General features: G+C 72.0%; 17 protein-coding genes. 10 read left to right on the plus strand and 7 right to left on the minus strand.

Translation table 11 applies throughout. The features are described 5' to 3' along the window. Nucleotides 1-127 precede the first annotated feature (127 nt). The 5 genes from gap (at nucleotide 128) to ACWD4U_RS18455 (ending at nucleotide 4068) form a co-directional block, all read left to right on the plus strand. A complete protein-coding gene (gene gap, locus ACWD4U_RS18435) occupies nucleotides 128-1135 on the plus strand; it encodes a type I glyceraldehyde-3-phosphate dehydrogenase (protein ID WP_363452717.1) in 1008 nt (335 codons plus the stop codon). 159 nt (nucleotides 1136-1294) lie between these two features. Beyond that, nucleotides 1295-2500 (plus strand): phosphoglycerate kinase, encoded by a 1206-nt coding sequence (locus tag ACWD4U_RS18440; protein ID WP_363452715.1) that lies wholly within the window; start codon nucleotides 1295-1297, stop codon nucleotides 2498-2500. 7 nt (nucleotides 2501-2507) lie between these two features. Beyond that, complete coding sequence (tpiA, locus tag ACWD4U_RS18445; RefSeq protein WP_363452713.1) at nucleotides 2508-3293, plus strand: triose-phosphate isomerase; 786 nt, start codon at nucleotides 2508-2510, stop codon at nucleotides 3291-3293. An 89-nt stretch (nucleotides 3294-3382) separates the two neighbouring features. Beyond that, nucleotides 3383-3619, plus strand: a complete 237-nt coding sequence (gene secG, locus ACWD4U_RS18450) for a preprotein translocase subunit SecG (RefSeq protein ID WP_363452711.1) — start codon at nucleotides 3383-3385, stop codon at nucleotides 3617-3619. 161 nt (nucleotides 3620-3780) lie between these two features. Next, nucleotides 3781-4068 (plus strand): RNA polymerase-binding protein RbpA, encoded by a 288-nt coding sequence (locus tag ACWD4U_RS18455; RefSeq protein WP_014138616.1) that lies wholly within the window; start codon nucleotides 3781-3783, stop codon nucleotides 4066-4068. Nucleotides 4069-4092: 24 nt separating this feature from the next. On the opposite strand, the gene ACWD4U_RS18460 is transcribed toward ACWD4U_RS18455, so the two are convergent. The 6 genes from ACWD4U_RS18460 to tkt form a co-directional block, all read right to left on the minus strand. Continuing rightward, entirely contained in the window at nucleotides 4093-5901 is a 1809-nt protein-coding gene (locus ACWD4U_RS18460; protein ID WP_363452709.1) for a hypothetical protein, read from the minus strand. Nucleotides 5902-5968: 67 nt separating this feature from the next. After that, a complete protein-coding gene (gene pgl / locus ACWD4U_RS18465; protein WP_363452707.1) occupies nucleotides 5969-6721 on the minus strand; it encodes a 6-phosphogluconolactonase in 753 nt (250 codons plus the stop codon). Then, entirely contained in the window at nucleotides 6718-7845 is a 1128-nt protein-coding gene (gene opcA / locus ACWD4U_RS18470; protein ID WP_363452705.1) for a glucose-6-phosphate dehydrogenase assembly protein OpcA, read from the minus strand. The genes pgl and opcA overlap by 4 nt, the downstream gene beginning before the upstream one ends. Next, nucleotides 7842-9386: a glucose-6-phosphate dehydrogenase gene (gene zwf / locus ACWD4U_RS18475; protein ID WP_363452896.1), complete on the minus strand. Its 1545-nt coding sequence runs from the start codon at nucleotides 9384-9386 to the stop codon at nucleotides 7842-7844. The genes opcA and zwf overlap by 4 nt, the downstream gene beginning before the upstream one ends. An 88-nt stretch (nucleotides 9387-9474) precedes the next feature. Further along, the gene (tal, locus tag ACWD4U_RS18480) at nucleotides 9475-10608 is read right to left on the minus strand and encodes a transaldolase (protein WP_363452703.1); all 1134 of its coding nucleotides are present in this window, start codon (nucleotides 10606-10608) and stop codon (nucleotides 9475-9477) included. A 96-nt stretch (nucleotides 10609-10704) separates the two neighbouring features. Beyond that, a complete protein-coding gene (gene tkt / locus ACWD4U_RS18485; protein WP_363452701.1) occupies nucleotides 10705-12801 on the minus strand; it encodes a transketolase in 2097 nt (698 codons plus the stop codon). Between the two features lie 402 nt (nucleotides 12802-13203). Here tkt and ACWD4U_RS18490 point away from each other — a divergent pair, with 402 nt between their 5' ends. Continuing rightward, on the plus strand, nucleotides 13204-14145 hold the full coding sequence (locus tag ACWD4U_RS18490) for a heme o synthase (RefSeq protein WP_363452699.1): 942 nt from the start codon (nucleotides 13204-13206) through the stop codon (nucleotides 14143-14145). A 40-nt stretch (nucleotides 14146-14185) separates the two neighbouring features. On the opposite strand, the gene ACWD4U_RS18495 is transcribed toward ACWD4U_RS18490, so the two are convergent. Then, nucleotides 14186-14830, minus strand: coding sequence for a DUF2461 domain-containing protein (locus ACWD4U_RS18495; RefSeq protein WP_363452697.1), 645 nt, complete (start codon nucleotides 14828-14830; stop codon nucleotides 14186-14188). Nucleotides 14831-15037: 207 nt separating this feature from the next. Between ACWD4U_RS18495 and ACWD4U_RS18500 the strand changes: the two genes are divergently transcribed. The 4 genes from ACWD4U_RS18500 to ACWD4U_RS18515 are packed head-to-tail and all read left to right on the plus strand — an operon-like array spanning nucleotide 15038 to nucleotide 17580. After that, a complete protein-coding gene (locus ACWD4U_RS18500) occupies nucleotides 15038-15628 on the plus strand; it encodes a hypothetical protein (RefSeq protein WP_363452695.1) in 591 nt (196 codons plus the stop codon). After that, on the plus strand, nucleotides 15625-16872 hold the full coding sequence (locus tag ACWD4U_RS18505) for an FAD-dependent monooxygenase (RefSeq protein ID WP_363452693.1): 1248 nt from the start codon (nucleotides 15625-15627) through the stop codon (nucleotides 16870-16872). Before ACWD4U_RS18500 ends, ACWD4U_RS18505 begins: the two co-directional genes overlap by 4 nt. 9 nt (nucleotides 16873-16881) lie before the next feature. After that, nucleotides 16882-17211: a hypothetical protein gene (locus ACWD4U_RS18510; protein WP_363452691.1), complete on the plus strand. Its 330-nt coding sequence runs from the start codon at nucleotides 16882-16884 to the stop codon at nucleotides 17209-17211. 15 nt (nucleotides 17212-17226) lie between these two features. Next, entirely contained in the window at nucleotides 17227-17580 is a 354-nt protein-coding gene (locus ACWD4U_RS18515) for an MmcQ/YjbR family DNA-binding protein (RefSeq protein ID WP_363452689.1), read from the plus strand. Nucleotides 17581-17671: the final 91 nt, after the last annotated feature.

Here is a 17671-nt window from a genome sequence, read left to right on the forward strand (position 1 = left end):
TGCGCCCTACCGGTGAGGCGATGTGCCTTGCGACACTTGGGGGAGGTAGGGTCAGCAGTGGTCGGGGACAACCCAAATTTCACCCCCGTCGGGCTCCGGCCCGGCGTACCTAAGAGGAGATCGGTTCGTGACGATCCGGGTAGGCATCAACGGGTTCGGCCGCATCGGCCGTAACTTCTTCCGTGCGGTCAAGTCCCAGGGCGCGGACATCGAGATCGTCGGTGTCAACGACCTGACCGACACCAAGACTCTGGCTCACCTGCTCAAGTACGACACCACTCTCGGTACCTTCCCCGGCGAGGTCTCGCACACCGAGGACAGCATCACCGTCGACGGCCACACCTTCAAGGTCACCGCCGAACGCGACCCCGCCAACCTTCCCTGGGCCGCCCTGGGCGCCGACATCGTCGTCGAGTCCACCGGCATCTTCACCAAGGCCGATGCTGCGAAGAAGCACATCACCGCCGGTGCGAAGAAGGTCATCATCTCGGCGCCCGCGACCGACGAGGACATCACCATCGTCCTGGGCGTCAACGACGACAAGTACGACGCGGCCGCGCACGACATCATCTCCAACGCCTCCTGCACCACCAACTGCGTGGCGCCGATGGCGAAGGTGCTGAACGAGAACTTCGGCATCGTCAAGGGTCTGATGACCACGGTGCACGCGTTCACCAACGACCAGGTCACCCTGGACTTCCCGCACAAGGACCTGCGTCGCGCCCGCGCCGCCTCGCAGAACATCATCCCGACCTCGACCGGTGCCGCGAAGGCCACCGCCCTGGTCCTGCCGGAGCTGAAGGGCAAGCTGGACGGCACCTCGCTGCGCGTCCCGGTCCCGACCGGCTCGATCACCGACCTGGTGGTCACCCTCGAGCGCGAGGTCACCAAGGACGAGGTCAACGCCGCCTTCCAGAAGGCCGCGCAGGAGGGCCCGCTCAAGGGCATCCTGGCCTACACCGAGGACCCGATCGTCTCCTCGGACATCGTCAACGACCCGCACTCCTGCATCTTCGACTCGCAGCTGACGATGGTTCAGGGCAACCAGGTCAAGGTGCTCGGCTGGTACGACAACGAGTTCGGCTACTCGAACCGCCTCGTCAACCTGGTCGCCCTGGTCGGCGAGCAGCTCTGACCCCAGCGGTAGTCGACGTGACGTAAGGGGCAGGGCCCGGACGGCTGTCACCGCCGCCGGGCCCTGCCGCTGCGCCCACCCTCGTCCCGTCCTACCCAACCGGTGGCCCGCCGTCGTGTCGCCGTCTGCGCACCGTTCCACCCCCTGAGGAGCAAGACCGTGAAGACGATCGAAGACCTGGAGGTCTCCGGCAAGCGGGTGTTCGTCCGCGCCGACCTCAACGTGCCGCTGTCCGGCGACACCATCACCGACGACGGCCGGATCCGGGCCGTCGCGCCGACCATCGCCAAGCTGGTCGAGCGCGGCGCGCGGGTGGTCGTCGCCTCGCACCTGGGCCGTCCGAAGGGCGCGCCGGAGCCGCAGTACTCCCTCGCGCCGGTGGCGGTCCGCCTCGGTGAGATCCTCGGCCGCCCGGTGGCCTTCGCCACCGACACCGTCGGGGACAGCGCGAAGGCCACCGTCGCCGCCCTGGGCGACGGCGAGGTCACGCTGCTGGAGAACCTGCGCTTCAACGCGGGCGAGACCTCCAAGGACGACGCCGCGCGCGGCGCCTTCGCCGACGAACTCGCCTCGCTCGCCGACCTGTACGTCGGTGACGGCTTCGGCGCGGTGCACCGCAAGCACGCCTCGGTCTACGACCTGCCGGCCCGCCTGCCGCACGCGGTGGGCGACCTGATCGCCACCGAGGTCGGCGTGCTCAAGCGCCTCACCGAGGACGTCGCCCGCCCGTACGTGGTGGTGCTCGGCGGCTCGAAGGTCTCCGACAAGGTCGGCGTGATCGAGAACCTGCTCGGCAAGGCCGACCGGATCCTGATCGGCGGCGGCATGATGTACACCTTCATCGCGGCCCAGGGCCACGGCGTCGGCTCCTCGCTGCTGCAGGAGGACCAGATCCCGGTCGTCCAGGACTACCTGAAGCGCGGCGCCGAGCAGGGCGTGGAGTTCGTGATCCCGCTGGACACCGCGGTCTCCGGCAGCTTCCCGGACGTCAAGACCGGTGCCCCGGTGGCGGACTACGCGGTCGTCGACGTGGACGCCATCCCGGACGGCGCGCTCGGCCTGGACATCGGCCCGAAGACCGCGCAGCTCTTCGCGCAGAAGATCGCCGACGCGCGGACGGTCTTCTGGAACGGCCCGATGGGCGTCTTCGAGCACCCGGCGTTCGCCGACGGCACCCGCGCGGTCGCCCAGGCGCTGCTGGACTCGGACGCCTTCACCGTGGTCGGCGGCGGCGACTCGGCGGCGGCGGTGCGCACCCTCGGCTTCGACGAGGCGAAGTTCGGACACATCTCGACCGGCGGTGGCGCGAGCCTCGAGTACCTGGAGGGCAAGACCCTTCCCGGTCTCGCCGCCCTGGAGGACTGAGAAAGACATGACTGAGCGTCTCCCGCTGATGGCGGGCAACTGGAAGATGAACCTCAACCACCTCGAGGCCATCCAGCACACCCAGAAGCTGGCGTTCGCGCTGGCCGACAAGGACTACGAGGCCGTCGAGGTCGCGGTCCTGGTCCCGTTCACCGATCTGCGCTCGGTGCAGACCCTGGTCGACGGCGACCGCCTGAAGATCAAGTACGGCTCGCAGGACATCTCGCAGCACGACGGCGGCGCCTACACCGGTGAGGTGTCGGGCCCGATGCTGGCGAAGCTGAAGTGCGCCTACGCGGTGATCGGCCACTCCGAGCGCCGCCAGTACCACGGCGAGAACGAGGAGATCGTCAACGCCAAGGTGAAGGCCGCCTTCCGCAACGGCGTCGTGCCGATCCTGTGCATCGGCGAGCCGCTGGACGTCCGCAAGGCCGGCGCCCAGGTCGAGTTCACCCTGGCGCAGCTGGACGGCGCCCTGGACGGCGTCCCCGCCGCCGAGGCCGAGCAGATCGTCGTCGCGTACGAGCCGGTCTGGGCGATCGGCACCGGAGAGGTCGCCACCCCCGAGGACGCGCAGGAGGTCTGCGGCGCGATCCGGGCCCGCCTCGCCGAGCTCTACAGCGCCGACCTGGCCGCCAAGGTCCGTATCCTGTACGGCGGTTCGGTGAAGTCCTCGTCCGCGGCCGGCCTGATGGCCAAGCCCGACGTGGACGGCGGTCTGATCGGCGGCGCCTCCCTGGACGCCGACGAGTTCGTCAAGATCGTGCGCTACCGCGAGCAGGCAGTAGGCTAACGCCGCCACAGCAACGTAGGCTTTGGGGCCGGACCGCGGAGAAGCGGGCCCGGCCCCTTCGCCGAAGATACGAGAGAGTTGGTCCCGTCGTGGTTCTCGGGTTCGAGATTGCTCTGATCATCCTCAGCTCGCTGATGATCATGCTGGTCCTGCTCCACAAGGGCAAGGGCGGCGGTCTGTCCGACATGTTCGGTGGCGGCGCGATGTCCACCGGCGGCGGTTCCGCGGTGGCCGAGCGCAACCTCGACCGCATCACCGTCATCATCGGCGTGGCCTGGTTCGCCTGCATCGTGGTGCTCGGACTGCTGCTCAAGTACAAGAGCTGAAACCAGTCGGCGGGCGATGGTGGCACAGCCTTAACTCCCGCTTACACTAGGACGACTTCGCCACCGTCCGCCCAGCCGCGGCCGGACGGCACCAGCACGCAGGGAGTCAGACCGTGGCAAGTGGCAACGCGATCCGAGGCAGCAGAGTCGGCGCCGGCCCGATGGGAGAGGCGGAGCGCGGCGAATCCGCCCCGCGCAACCGCATCTCCTTCTGGTGCGCCAACAAGCACGAGACGCGCCCGAGTTTCGCCGCAGAGGCAGCCATCCCCGACACCTGGGACTGCCCCCGCTGCGGCTTCCCCGCCGGCCAGGACGAGCACAATCCGCCCGCCCCGGCCCGCAACGAGCCCTACAAGACCCACCTCGCCTACGTCCGCGAGCGCCGCACCGACGCCGACGGCGAGGCGATCCTCGCCGAGGCCCTGGCGAAGCTCCGGGGCGAGATCTGAGGCACGACTTTCCACGCAGGGGCGTCACCGGTTTCCGGTGGCGCCCTTCGCGATGAGGTCGATCAGGGCGAACACCTCCTCCCACCGACGGGTCTCGGTGATCACGGCGAGTTCCGCGAGCAGGAGGCGGTAGAGAGCCGTCTTGTCGACCGCCTCGACGAGGCGACGGTTGACCTCGCCGAACGACAGGTGGATCCCGCTGCCCGCCGGGGCCTCGTCCAGGGCCTGGGCGGCGACCTGCACGGTGAACAGCCGGGCGAGCAGGGCGTCGACGGCATCGAGCAGGGTGGCTGCCGAGGCTGCGGTCACGATCTTGGCGGCCTCGGTCAACTCGACGACCAGGGTGGCGATCCGGGCCAGGTGGGGCTGATAGCCGACAGCCACGGGGCCGGGCCCGGCGTGCGTTCCGGACGACTCCAGCGCAGTCAGGATGCCGTCCAGCGTGGCGTCGGACCGGGGGCCCGCCTCCTGCGGCAGGTGGGTCGTCGCCGCCACCTGGATCGCGAGGGCCTCCGTGCAGGCGATGACCACGGCAAGGAGTGCACAGCTGAACATGGTCTCGAGCGTGATCCACGAGGTCTGCTCGACGATGATCGCGTACAGCTCCGGCACCGCGTCGGCCAGGCCGAGTTCGTCGGCGCGCAGCAGTACGGCCGGCAGGTTCGCTGCCTCGGACTTGAGCCAGGCGTCCGACGCACCCTGGCTGGAGCGGATGTCCGCAGCCCGGGCGTCGTAGTGCCCGAGCAGTCGTCGGACGGCGGCCTCCGGGTCGTCCACCGGCTGCTCGGACGCGTACAGCTTCACCAGGTCGTGGAAGCGGTAGCGGCCGTCGGCGACATCCAGCAGGTGGGCTCCGGTGAGGGCGCGGAGGAGTCGGGCGGTGTCGCGTTCGGGGAGGTCGGCGAGGGCGCTGACGGCGGGCAGTGGGAGGTCGGGGCCGGGGTGGAGGCCGAGGAGGGCGAAGAGGCGGGCTTCGGCGGGGGTGAGGCGGCGGTGGGAGAGGCCGAACGCGGCGCGGACGGCGAGGTCGGGACCGTGGTCGAGTTCGGTGAGGCGTTCCCTGGCGTCGGCGAGGTCGCCGGCGAGCTCGGCGGGACTGCGGTCGGTGAGCAGCGCGGCGGTGATCCGCAGGGCGAGCGGGAGGTGGCCGCAGAGTTCGGCCAGCTCCGGGAGCAACTCGTCGTCGATGCCGGTGAGTTGGGTGAGCAGGGTGCGGGATTCGGCCATTCTGAGCACGTCCACCCGGAAGTGACGCGGGGTCAGGGTGCGGTCGGCGAGCCGGTGGCGGCTGGTCACCAGGACGCGGTGGCGCGGGTCGCCGGGCAGCAGCGGGGTGACCTGGGCGGGGGAGGAGGCGTTGTCGGCGATCAGCAGCAGCGGGCCGTCCAGGGCGGCGAGCCGGGAGCGGTAGAGGTGTTCGCGGGCGGGGAGGCCGGGCGGGACGTCCTCGCCGAGGGCGCGCAGCAGGGTGTCGAGGGCCTGCTCGGCGGTGACGGGGTGGTCGTCGTAGCCGTGCAGGTCGACGAAGAGGACGCCGCCGGGGAAGCGGTCGGCGGCGCGGTGGGCGGTCTCGACGGCGAGTGCGGTCTTGCCGATGCCGCCGAGTCCGGCGATCGCGGAGACCAGGAGCGGTTCGCCGGGCTCGCCCAGGGCGTCGAGCAACGCGCCGAGCAGTTCCTCGCGGCCGACGAAGACGCCGCGTCTCGGCAGCCCGGCGGGGCGGACGGCAGGGCGGGGCAGGCTGGCCGGGCCGGCCTGGACCAGGGTGGTGATGGTGCCGGCCTGGACGACGCTCCCGATGCTGCCCCCGGTGATGCTGTTCTCCGTCCCCACAGGAGAGTTGTAGCAGGAAGGCCCGGACCCGTGGGACGGGTCCGGGCCTTCCGGGGCTGACGCGGCGTCAGGACAACTTGGAAGCCGCCGCCTCGTCGAGGAGCCACAGCGTGCGCTCCGTGCCGACGGCCGCGGAGGCCGGAGCCTGGAGCGGGCCGGGGTCGGTGAGGGCGAGGGCGACGGCGTCGGCCTTGTCCTCACCGGCGGCGAGCAGCCAGGTCTGCCGGGCGGTGCGCAGCGCGGGGAGGGTGAGCGAGATGCGGACGGGCGGGGGCTTGGGGGCCCCGCGGACGCCGATCACGGTCAGTTCGGTCTCCCGGACGCCGGGGTGCTGCGGGAACAGCGAGGCGACGTGGGTGTCCGGGCCGACGCCGAGCAGCAGCACGTCGAAGGCCGGGACGGGCAGGCCCGGACCGGGTTCGGCGGCGGCTGCCAGTTCCTCGGCGTAGCGTGCGGCGGCGGCCTCCACGTCCGGCCCGTCGGGGCCGTCCGCCGCGGGCATCTCGTGCACCCGGGCGCCCAGCGGTCGCACGGCGTCCAGGAACGCGGCGGCCTGGACGGCGTTGCGTTCCGGGTCGTCGTGCGCCAGGTAGCGCTCGTCGCCCCACCACAGGTCGACCCGCGCCCAGTCGACGGCGTCGCGCGCCGGGGAGGCGGCGACGGCGTCGAGCAGGGCGTTGCCGTTGCGGCCGCCGGTGAGCACCACCGAGGCGGTGCCGCGGGCGGCCTGCGCGTCGACGATCGCGGTGATCAGCCGGGCGGCGACGGCCTGCGCCATCAGCTCCTTGTCACGGTGGACGATCAGCTGACGGGTGCTCACTGGCCGCTCCGCTTGCGGGGGGCGGCCTTCTTGGCGGTGGCGGACTTCTTCGCCGGTGCCTTCTTCGGAGCCGCAGCCGGCTCCTGCTGCGCGGCGGGGGCCTCGGCGGTGTCCGGGACCTTGGCGGTGACCCGGACCGGCGGGGCGACGGCGGCCTCGACGGTGCCGCCGGGGCCCGCGTGCTCGACTCCGGCGACCCGTTCGCGCAGCCGGTCCACGGGGGTGCGGACGGCGTTGGCGTAGATGTCGTCGGGGTCGAGGCGGCGCAGTTCCTCGGCGATCAGCTCCGCGGTGTCGCGGCGCTTGAGGGCGACCATCCGGTCGGGCGCGCCGGGCATCGAGAGGGTGCCGAGCAGGCCGTCGGGACGGTCCAGGACGATGTCGCCGTCCTTGGTCCGCAGGGTGACCGAGGTGATGCCGGGTCCGCCGGTGACGACCCGTTCGACCTGGACCCGCAGCCGGTTGTGCAGCCACAGGCCGAGCAGCTCGACGCTGGGGTTGTAGGACTCGCCCTCGACCACCGCGGAGATGATCTTGACGTCGCGCTGGTCGAGCGCGGCGGCGAGCATCGAGCGCCAGCCGGTGATCCGGGTCCAGGCCAGGTCGGTGTCGCCGGGGGTGTAGCTGGCGGCCCGCTGGGCGAGCTGGCCGACCGGGGACTCGGCGGTGACCGCGTCGGTGATCCGGCGCTGGGCGATCGCGCCGAGCGGGTCCTGCGCCGGGTGCAGCGGCGCGTTCTCCGGCCACCAGACCACCACGGGGGCGTCCGGCAGCAGCAGCGGCAGCACCACGGACTGGGCGTGCGCGGCGAGTTCGCCGTGCATCCGCAGGATGACCGTTTCGCCGCTGCCCGCGTCGGTGCCGACCAGGATCTCGGCGTCCAGCCGGGTCTCGGCGCGGGCCCGGGGCGAGCGACCGGCGCGCTTGATGACGGCCAGGGTCCGCGAGGGGTGCTCGCGGGAGGCGTCGTTGGCGGCCTTGAGGGCGTCGTAGGCGCTGCCCTCGTCGGTCACGATGACCAGGGTCAGCACCATGCCGGCGGCGGTGGAGCCGCTGGCCCGGCGGGCGTCCATCAGGGCAGCGTTGATCTTGCTGGACGTGGTGTCCGTCAGGTCGATCTTCATGGGCGGCGCCAGCTCCTGCCGTCTCGTGCGAGCATCTCGTCCGCCTCGACCGGGCCCCAGGTACCGGCCGGGTACTCCGCGGGCTTGCCGTGGGTGTCCCAGTACTGCTCGATCGGGTCGAGGATCTGCCAGGACAGCTCGACCTCCTGGTGACGCGGGAAGAGGTTGGCGTCGCCGAGCAGGACGTCCAGGATCAGGCGCTCGTACGCCTCGGGGCTGGACTCGGTGAACGACTCGCCGTAGGCGAAGTCCATGGTGACGTCGCGGACCTCCAGCGCGGTGCCGGGGACCTTCGAGCCGAAGCGCACGGTGACGCCCTCGTCCGGCTGGACGCGGATCACCAGGGCGTTCTGGCCGAGCTCCTCGGTGGCGTAGGAGTCGAACGGCAGGTACGGGGCGCGCTGGAAGACCACCGCGATCTCGGTGACCCGGCGGCCCAGGCGCTTGCCGGTGCGCAGGTAGAACGGGACGCCCGCCCAGCGCCGGTTGTTGATCTCCAGCTTGATCGCCGCGTAGGTGTCGGTCTTGGACTCGGGGTTGATGCCGTCCTCGTCCAGGTAGCCGAGCACCTCCTCGCCGCCCTGCCAGCCCGCCGCGTACTGGCCGCGCACGGTGTGCCGGCCCAGGTCGGCGGGGAGCTTGACGGCGCTGAGCACCTTGAGCTTCTCGGCGACCAGGGCCTTGGGGTGGAAGGACGCCGGCTCCTCGATGGCGGTGAGCGCCATCAGCTGGAGCAGGTGGTTCTGGATCACGTCACGGGCGGATCCGATGCCGTCGTAGTAGCCGGCCCGGCCGCCGATGCCGATGTCCTCGGCCATGGTGATCTGCACGTGGTCGACGTACGACCGGTTCCAGATCGGCTCGAACATCTGGTTGGCGAAACGCAGCGCCAGGATGTTCTGGACCGTCTCCTTGCCCAGGTAGTGGTCGATCCGGAAGACCTCGTCACGAGGGAAGACCTCGTGCACGATCCGGTTCAACTCCTGGGCGCTGGCCAGGTCGTGGCCGAACGGCTTCTCGATCACCGCGCGCCGCCAGGAGCCCTTCGGCGGGTCGGCCAGCCCGTGCTTCTTGAGCTGCTGGACGACGGTCGGGAAGAACTTCGGCGGCACCGAGAGGTAGAACGCGAAGTTGCCGCCGGTGCCCTGCGCCTGGTCGAGTTCCTCGATCGTGCGGCGCAGCGTGTCGAAGGCCTCGTCGTCGCCGAAGTCGCCCTGGACGAACCGCATGCCCTTGGCGAGCTGCTGCCAGACCTCCTCGCGGAACGGCGTCCGCGCGTGCTCCTTGACGGCGTCGTGGACCTCGTTGGCGAAGTCCTCGTCCTCCCACTCGCGGCGGGCGAAGCCGACCAGCGAGAAGCCCGGCGGCAGCAGGCCGCGGTTGGCCAGGTCGTAGATGGCCGGCATCAGCTTCTTGCGCGACAGGTCGCCGGTGACGCCGAAGATCACCAGCCCGGACGGGCCGGCGATGCGCGGCAGGCGCCGGTCGACCGGGTCGCGCAGTGGGTTGGCGGGCCGGCTGGGGGCGTCGACCTCGGTCAGGTCCGGACCCACCACGTCCGGGTACGGCTCAGTGTTGCTCACTGTGGTGTGCTCCGCTTTCCGTGCGTCAGATCGTGAGCAGGGGGAGTCAGTTGGCGCCGTGCGCGGCGAGCGCGGCGGTGACGGTGTCGAGCAGTTCGGTCCAGGAGACCTCGAACTTCGACACGCCCTCCTCCTCCAGCACCTTGACGACGTCGTCGTAGTCGACGCCGGCCGCGGCGACGGCGTCCAGGACGGCCTGGGCGTCGGCGTAGTTCGGGGTGATGGTGTCGCCGGTGATCTGGCCGTGGTCGTCGGTGGCGTCCAGGGTGGCCTCGGGCATGGTGTTGACGGTGCCGGGGGCGACCAGCTCGGTGACGTACAGGGTGTCGGGGAGCTTGGGGTCCTTGACGCCGGTGGAGGCCCACAGCGGGCGCTGCGGCTTGGCGCCGGCCGCCTCCAGGGCCTGCCAGCGGGCGGAGGCGGGCTTGGCGCCGTCGACGGAGCCGTACACCTCCTCGTAGGCCTGGTAGGCGAGGCGGGCGTTGGCGACGGCGGCCTTCGAGCGCAGGTCGAGGGCGGCGCCGCCGATCGCGTCGAGGCGCTTGTCGATCTCGGTGTCCACGCGGGAGACGAAGAAGGACGCGACGGACTCGATCTGGGAGAGGTCGAGGCCGGCGGCCTTGGCCTGCTCCAGGCCGGTGAGGTGGGCGTCGATGACGGCCTTGTAGCGCTCGAGCGAGAAGATCAGGGTGACGTTCACGCTGATGCCCCGGGCGAGGACCGCGGTGATCGCGGGCAGGCCGGCCAGGGTGGCGGGGATCTTGATCAGCACGTTCGGGCGGTCGACCAGCCACCACAGCTGCTTGGCCTCGGCGACGGTCGGCGCGGTCTGGTGGGCCAGCCGCGGGTCGACCTCGATGGAGACCCGGCCGTCGCGGCCGTTGGAGGCGTCGTACACCGGGCGCAGCACGTCGGCGGCGTCCCGGACGTCGGAGGTGGTGATCATGCGGACGGCCTCGTCGGTGGTGACCTTGCGCACCGCGAGGTCCTCCAGCTGGGCGGCGTAGGCGCCGTTGCCGCCGATCGCCTTCTGGAAGATGGTCGGGTTGGTGGTGACGCCGACGACGTGCTTCTCCTGGACCAGTTCGGCCAGGTTGCCGGTGTTCAGCCGCTCCCGGCTGAGGTCGTCCAGCCAGATCGCCACGCCTTCGTCGCTGAGGCGCTTCAATGCGTCAGTCATGGTGCTCAGTCCCTCTTCTTCTGCTGTTTTCGTCCGGTCTGGTGGAGTTCGGGGCCCGGCCCGGGGGAGTGCGGTCCCCCGGGCCGGGGTGCCGCGCTAGCGGGAGACGGCCTCGACCGTGCGCAGCGAGGCGCGGGCCGCGCCGGCGACCGCGTCGGCGGTGATGCCGAACTCCTGGTAGAGCACCTTGTAGTCGGCGGAGGCACCGAAGTGCTCCAGGCTGATGATCCGACCGGCGTCGCCGACCAGCTCGCGCCAGCCCTGGGCGATGCCCGCCTCGACCGAGACCCGGGCCCGGACGTTCGGCGGCAGCACGCTGTCGCGGTACGCCTGGTCCTGCTCGTTGAACCACTCGATCGACGGCATCGAGACCACCCGGGTCGGGATGCCGTCGGCCTCCAGCGCCTCGCGGGCCTGGACGGCCAGCTGCACCTCGGAGCCGGTGCCCATCAGGATCACCTTCGGGGAGGACCCGGAGGCCTCGGCCAGCACGTAGCCGCCCTTGGCCGCGCCCTCGGCCGAGTGGAACACCTCGCGGTCGAAGGTCGGCACGCCCTGGCGGGTCAGCGCCAGGCCGACCGGGCCGGGGTGGCTGGTCTGCCGCTCCAGCACGGTGCGCCACACCACGGCGGTCTCGTTGGCGTCCGCCGGGCGGACCACCGAGAGGCCGGGGATGGCGCGCAGCGCGGCCAGGTGCTCGACCGGCTGGTGGGTCGGGCCGTCCTCGCCGAGGCCGATCGAGTCGTGCGTCCACACGTAGGTGACCGGCAGCTTCATCAGCGCGGCGAGCCGGACCGCGGGGCGCATGTAGTCGGAGAACACCAGGAAGGTGCCGCCGTACACGCGGGTGCCGCCGTGCAGCGCGATGCCGTTCATGATCGAGCCCATGGCGTGCTCGCGGATGCCGAAGTGGATGGTCCGGCCGTACGGCGAGGCGCTCTTGAGGGGGTTGCCCTCGGGGAGGAAGGAGGACTCCTCGTCGATCGTGGTCAGGTTGGACTCGGCGAGGTCCGCCGAGCCGCCCCACAGCTCGGGGACGAGCTTGCCGACCGCGGCGAGGGTGTCGCCGGAGGCCTTGCGGGTGGCGATGTCCTTGCCGGCCGGGAAGGACGGGATCGCCTTCTCCCAGCCGTCCGGCAGCTCGCCGATCTGGATCCGGTCGAACTCGGCGGCGCGCTCCGGGTTGGCCTCGCGCCAGCCGCGGAACGCCTGCTCCCACTCGCCGCGGGCGGCCTTGCCGCGCTGCACGACCATCCGGGCGTGGTCGATGACCTGCTCGGTGACCTCGAAGGTCTTGGTCGGGTCGAAGCCCAGCACCTTCTTGGTGGCGGCGATCTCGGCGTCGCCGAGCGCGGAGCCGTGCGCCTTGGCGGTGTCCTGGGCGTTCGGGGCCGGCCAGGCGATGATCGTGCGCATCGCGATGATCGACGGACGGGTCGTCTCGGCGCGGGCGGCGTCCAGCGCGGTGGCCAGGGCGTGCACGTCGATGTCGCCGTCGGACTTCGGGGTGACCCGCTGCACGTGCCAGCCGTAGGCCTCGTAGCGGGCCAGCACGTCCTCGGAGAAGGCGGTGGCGGTGTCGCCCTCGATCGAGATGTGGTTGTCGTCGTAGAGCGCGACCAGGTTGCCGAGCTTCTGGTGGCCGGCCAGCGAGGACGCCTCGGCGGAGATGCCCTCCTCCAGGTCGCCGTCGGAGACGATCGCCCAGATGGTGTGGTCGAACGGGGAGGCGCCCTCGGCGGCCTCCGGGTCGAACAGGCCGCGCTCGTAGCGGGCGGCCATCGCCATGCCGACCGCGTTGCCGATGCCCTGGCCGAGCGGGCCGGTGGTGGTCTCGACACCGGCGGTGTGGCCGTGCTCGGGGTGTCCCGGGGTGCGGCTGCCCGCGACGCGGAACGCCTTCAGGTCGTCCAGCGAAAGTCCGTAACCGGACAGGAAGAGCTGGGTGTACAGCGTCAGCGAGGTGTGCCCCGGGGAGAGCACGAAGCGGTCGCGGCCGACCCACGTCGGGTCGGTCGGGTCGTGGCGCAGGAAGCGCTGGAAAATCAGATACGCAGCGGGGGCAAGTGACATCGCGGTGCCGGGGTGCCCGTTCCCCACCTTCTGCACGGCGTCCATGGCCAGGACTCGGGCCGTGTCGACGGCTCGCTGGTCCAGCTCGCTCCACTCGAATACGTTCGGCGTCGTGCTCACCCTGACTCAGGGCTCCTTCCGGAATTTTGTGAAGTGTCACCCCGTGAAGGGGATCCGTCGGCCACGCCGCTGTGGCTGATGCCGATCACGGAGGGTTCATCCCGCTTCTCTGTGCGAGCCTACCGTCACCGGGGCACCTCACCCTGCGTGCTGGGCCAACGTGAGCGCGCGGCGCGGGATTCCCCTGCCGGGGCGTCAACTGCTCTGTCCTACCTTCACCCGACCAGGGAGGGTTTGCCCGTCCGAGGGGCAAGACGAGTCGGCGGGCGGCTCGCCGGGGGACCCCGGGGCGGATCGGGAGATATGGAGCGCCTATGGTGTCCTGGTACGCGCAGCGCGGACGGCGGGCACCCTGCGGGTCTCCGGGTCGCCTGTGGAAGTTCATCAACTGTTGAGGTGTCCGTGACCGCCGTCGAATCCCGCCCCGCCGGGGTGGTAGGGACGAGGACCGCGCGCCGGCCGATCGGGGCCCGCATCGGGGCGTTCGTCGCACTGACCAAGCCCCGGATCATCGAGCTGCTGCTGATCTCCACGGTGCCGGTGATGTTCCTGGCCCAGGGCGGCGTCCCCGACCTGCTGCGGGTCCTCGCGGTGGTGGTCGGCGGCTACCTGTCCGCGGGCGGCGCCAACGCGCTGAACATGTACATCGACCGCGACATCGACGCGGTGATGTCCCGCACCGAGCGGCGGCCGATCGTCACCGGCATGGTCTCCCCGCGCGAGGCGCTGGTCTTCGGCGTCACCCTGGCCGTGGTCTCCACGATCTGGCTGGGCACCCTGGTGAACTGGCTGTCCTCGGCGCTGGCGCTGGGCGCGCTCCTCTTCTACGTCTTCGTCTACACGCTGGGCCTCAAGCGCCGCACCTCGCAGAACGTGGTCTGGGGCGGCATCGCCGGCTGCATGCCGGTGCTGGTCGGGTGGTCGGCGGTCACGAACTCGCTGTCCTGGGCGGCCCTGGTGCTGTTCCTGGTGGTGTTCTTCTGGACCCCGCCGCACACCTGGGTGCTGATGATGAAGGTCCGCGACGACTACGCCAAGGCCGGGGTGCCGATGCTGCCGGTGATCCGCGGCAACATCGGCGTGGCCAAGCAGGTCGTCGTCTACTCCTGGGTGATGGTGGCCACCTCGATGCTGCTGTGGCCCGCCGCGCACACCAGCTGGCTGTACCCGACGGTCGCCGCGGTCCTCGGCGGACTGTGGATGAAGGAGGCGTACGCCCTGCAGGCGCGCGCCAAGGCCGGCATCGTGGGCGCCAAGCTCAAGGAGATGCGGCTGTTCCACTGGTCGATCACCTACCTGACGCTGCTGTTCCTGGTCGTCGCGATCGACCCGTTCGTGGGCTGACGCCCCCTCAGGACACCCCCTCGGGACACCCCCCTCGGCCTCAGCGCGGCGGAAGCTCGCTGGGGCCGACGTGGTTCTCCAGCCACTCGTGCAGCGGCCGGGCGGCGTGCAGGAAGCCGGTGATCCGGTCGTACGCCTTCGGGGTGCCCAGCCAGGCCGCGGGCTCCCACTCCTGCCAGGCGATCAGGCCCTTGTGGCGCAGCAGCTCGATCCGCGGGTGGTCCTTCGGGAACCCGCGCGGGGCGGTCTTCAGGCTGTCCCGGCCGACCACCGCGGGCCCGTCGGCGCGCACCCGCGCCACCACCCGCTCCAACTCGGCGCCCGCCACGTCCTCGGCGACCGCGGTGCGGTAGCGGGCCAGCTGGTCGGTGGCCAGCTGGTAGTAGCCGAGGCCGCAGGCCAGGCCGTCGGCGGAGAGCTGCACGTAGCCGCCGGACTCCAGGTAGCCGCCGATGTGCGTCTTGTACGGCGACTTGTCGGCGCTGAAGCGGACGTCCCGGTTGGGCCGGAACACCTTGCCGGGCCCGAACTCCGGCTCCAGGCGCACCAGCAGCGCCTCCATCGGCGCGCGCACCGCCTCGTCGTACACCGCGCGGTGCGCGCTCCAGAAGGACTTCGAGTTGTCGGCCTCCAGGTGCTCGTAGAACTCGAGCGCCTCGGCGGGCCAGCCGCGGAATTCGGTCACCCGCCCAGTATCCCGCCCGCACCGACCGGGCGGGTACTCCTGGCGGGTGACGGTGCGTCAGCTGAAACCTTCGTCGGGTAGATTCGGGCTGCACCCGCCGTCACCAGGCGGGATGGCCGAGTCACGGGGGGTGGCCGGGCCCTGTCGGGGGCGCGGTGCGGCCGCTCCGCCGCGTCCGCGCACACCGACGCCACACCTGGGGGAGCCATGCCACTGCAGTCGATCGTCGCGTCCGCGCACGAGTTCGCGGCCCGCAGACCCGCCGAGACGGCGGTGCGGATCCAGGCCTTCGTCGCCGCGCCGACCCGGATGCTGCTCGCCGCCGACGGGCTGACCACCACCCTGCTGGAGGCCTGGACCGGCGCGCCCGCCCGGATAGCGCAGGCCGACCACCGCCGGGTACGTGCCGCCGACGCGCCCGGCGGCTCGGCCGGCCTGCTGGAGTGCCCGCCCGAGGAGGAGCTGTTGGTGCGCCGCTCGGTGCTGGCCGCCGGCGACGGCACCGAACTGTCGCGCAACGTCGTGGTCGCCCGCCCCGGGCTGTCCGGCGTGGCCGAGCGGCACCTCACCGACACCAGCGCGCCGATCGGCCCCGGCCTGCACGCCGCCGGCACCGCGTACCGGCGCACCGTGCTGGACGCCGGGGTGCTCGACTGGGACGGCGAGCCCGCCGCCTACAAGACCTATCTGATGTGGCACGGGTCGTGGCCGCTGGCCGCGATCACCGAGGTGTTCAACCCGGCCGTCGTGCCCGCCGCCCGCACCGCCCCGCTGCTCACCGCCGGAGGACACCGATGACCACCCGCAGCACCCGGATCGCCGTGGTCGGCGCCGGACCCGCCGGACTGGTGCTCGCCCACGTGCTGCACCGCGCCGGCCTCGCGGTGACCGTGCACGAGCGGCTGCCGCGCACCGTGCTGGAGCAGACCCCGCGGGCCGGGGTGCTGGAGCACCGGGTGGTGGAGTACCTGCGGACGCTGGGCCTCGCCGACCGGCTGACCGCCGCGGGCGAGCGGCACGGCTGGTGCGAGATCGCCTGCCTCGGCGAGCGGGTGCTGGTCGACTACGGGGCGCTGTCCGGCGGGATCCGGCACTGGGTGTACCCGCAGCAGCTGCTGGTCCGCGACCTGATCGACTCGTACCTGCGGGCCGGCGGCGAGATCGCCTTCGACTCGCCGGTCACCGCCGTCACCGCGGACGGCGACGGCCGCCCGGTGCTGCACACCGCCGCCGGCGAGCTGCGGGCCGACTTCGCGGTCGGCTGCGACGGCGCCCACGGCGTGGTCGCCACCGCCTTCCCGCCCGGCGCGGAGGGGCCCGGCCGCCGCTACCCGTACGACTGGCTGACCGTGCTGGCCGGGATCTCCCGCCCGGTCGAGGGGATCCGCTACGCGGTGCACACCGACGGCTTCGCCGGGATGATGCCGCGCACCGCCGACGTCGGCCGGTTCTACCTGGAGGTGCCCGCCGGGGAGCGGCTGGACGGCTGGGACGAGCCGCGGATCCGCGCCGAACTGGAGCGCCGCCTCGAGCTCGACGCCGACGACCCGGCGATCGGCGGCCTGCTGGAGACCGGCATGCTGCGGATGCGCGGCCGGGTCGCCCGGCAGCTGCGGGCCGGCCGGCTGTTCCTGGCCGGGGACGCCGCGCACACCGTCACCCCGTCCGGTGCCAAGGGCCTCAACTCGGCGGTCGCCGACGCCGCCGACCTCGCCGCCGTGCTGGTCGCCCACGACCGGGACGGCGACGACGCCGTGCTGGACGGCTACCAGCGGCGCCGGCTGGCCGCGGCCTGGCAGGTCCAGGAGTTCTCCGACCGGCTGCTCGACCTGCTGCACCTGCCGGCCGGGTGCCCGCCGCAGGAGCGGGAGTTCGCGCTGCGGCTGCGGCTGGAGCGGATCCACCGGATCGCCGCGCCGGGCCCGGAGGGCGTCGACTTCGCCCGCGCCTACGCCGGAGCCGGCGAGCTGACCCCGCCGCCCGCGCCCGTGTGGCCGTCGGCACAGCACGCTGCCGTCGCCAGCTCCGCTACCGGTCGGTAGCATGCGGGCATGAGCGCAGACACCGCCACCACCGCCGCGCCGGACGCCCGCGCCGAGCGCCGCGCCAAGCGCATCGCCAAGCACCTCAGCAGCTTCGCCGCGCAGCACGGCGGCAGCGCCGACGGCGTCGTCGAGTACGTCGGCGCCACCGCCACCCGGATCGTCGTGGTGGGCGCCGACGGCACCTGGGGCGACCAGGTCGCGCCGACCTACGCGATCGGCCGCCGGGCCGCCGAGCTGGCCGGGCTGACCCTGCACGAGGACTTCGAGGGCGAGCTCGGCCTGAAGGTGAAGACCGGCCCGTACGAGTGGAAGCGGATGGCGGGCATCCAGATCTGACGAATCGAGGAGCCGATGCGGCGGCGCCGAGCAGTCCCACCCGAGCAGCGGTACGAGCAGCTGGTCGCCCGGTTCGCGGAGCTGGACGGGGTGACCGTGCCCGGTGACGAGCCGGGGCGGGAGGGAAGGTTCGGCGCCGCCGCGCTCAAGGTCGGCGGGAAGATCTTCGCGATGCTCGCGCACGGCCGCCTGGTGGTGAAGCTCCCGCGCGCCCGGGTCGACGAGCTGGTGGCGGCCGGTGAGGGCGAGCGTTTCGACCCGGGGCACGGGCGGCTCATGCGCGAGTGGCTGAGCCTGGACCCCGGGTCGCAGCTCGACTGGGACGCACTGGCCGAGGAGGCCCTGGCGTTCGTCGGGCCCGCCCGCTAGGTGTATTGACCTGAAGCGTTGTTGACGCGGCTGATCGGCGGTTGGCCTCCGAGTGCGGTGTGGCTGCGATGGTAGTTGTAGGCGTGGAGGA

The sequence above is a fragment of the Kitasatospora sp. NPDC002522 genome, assembly GCF_053595195.1.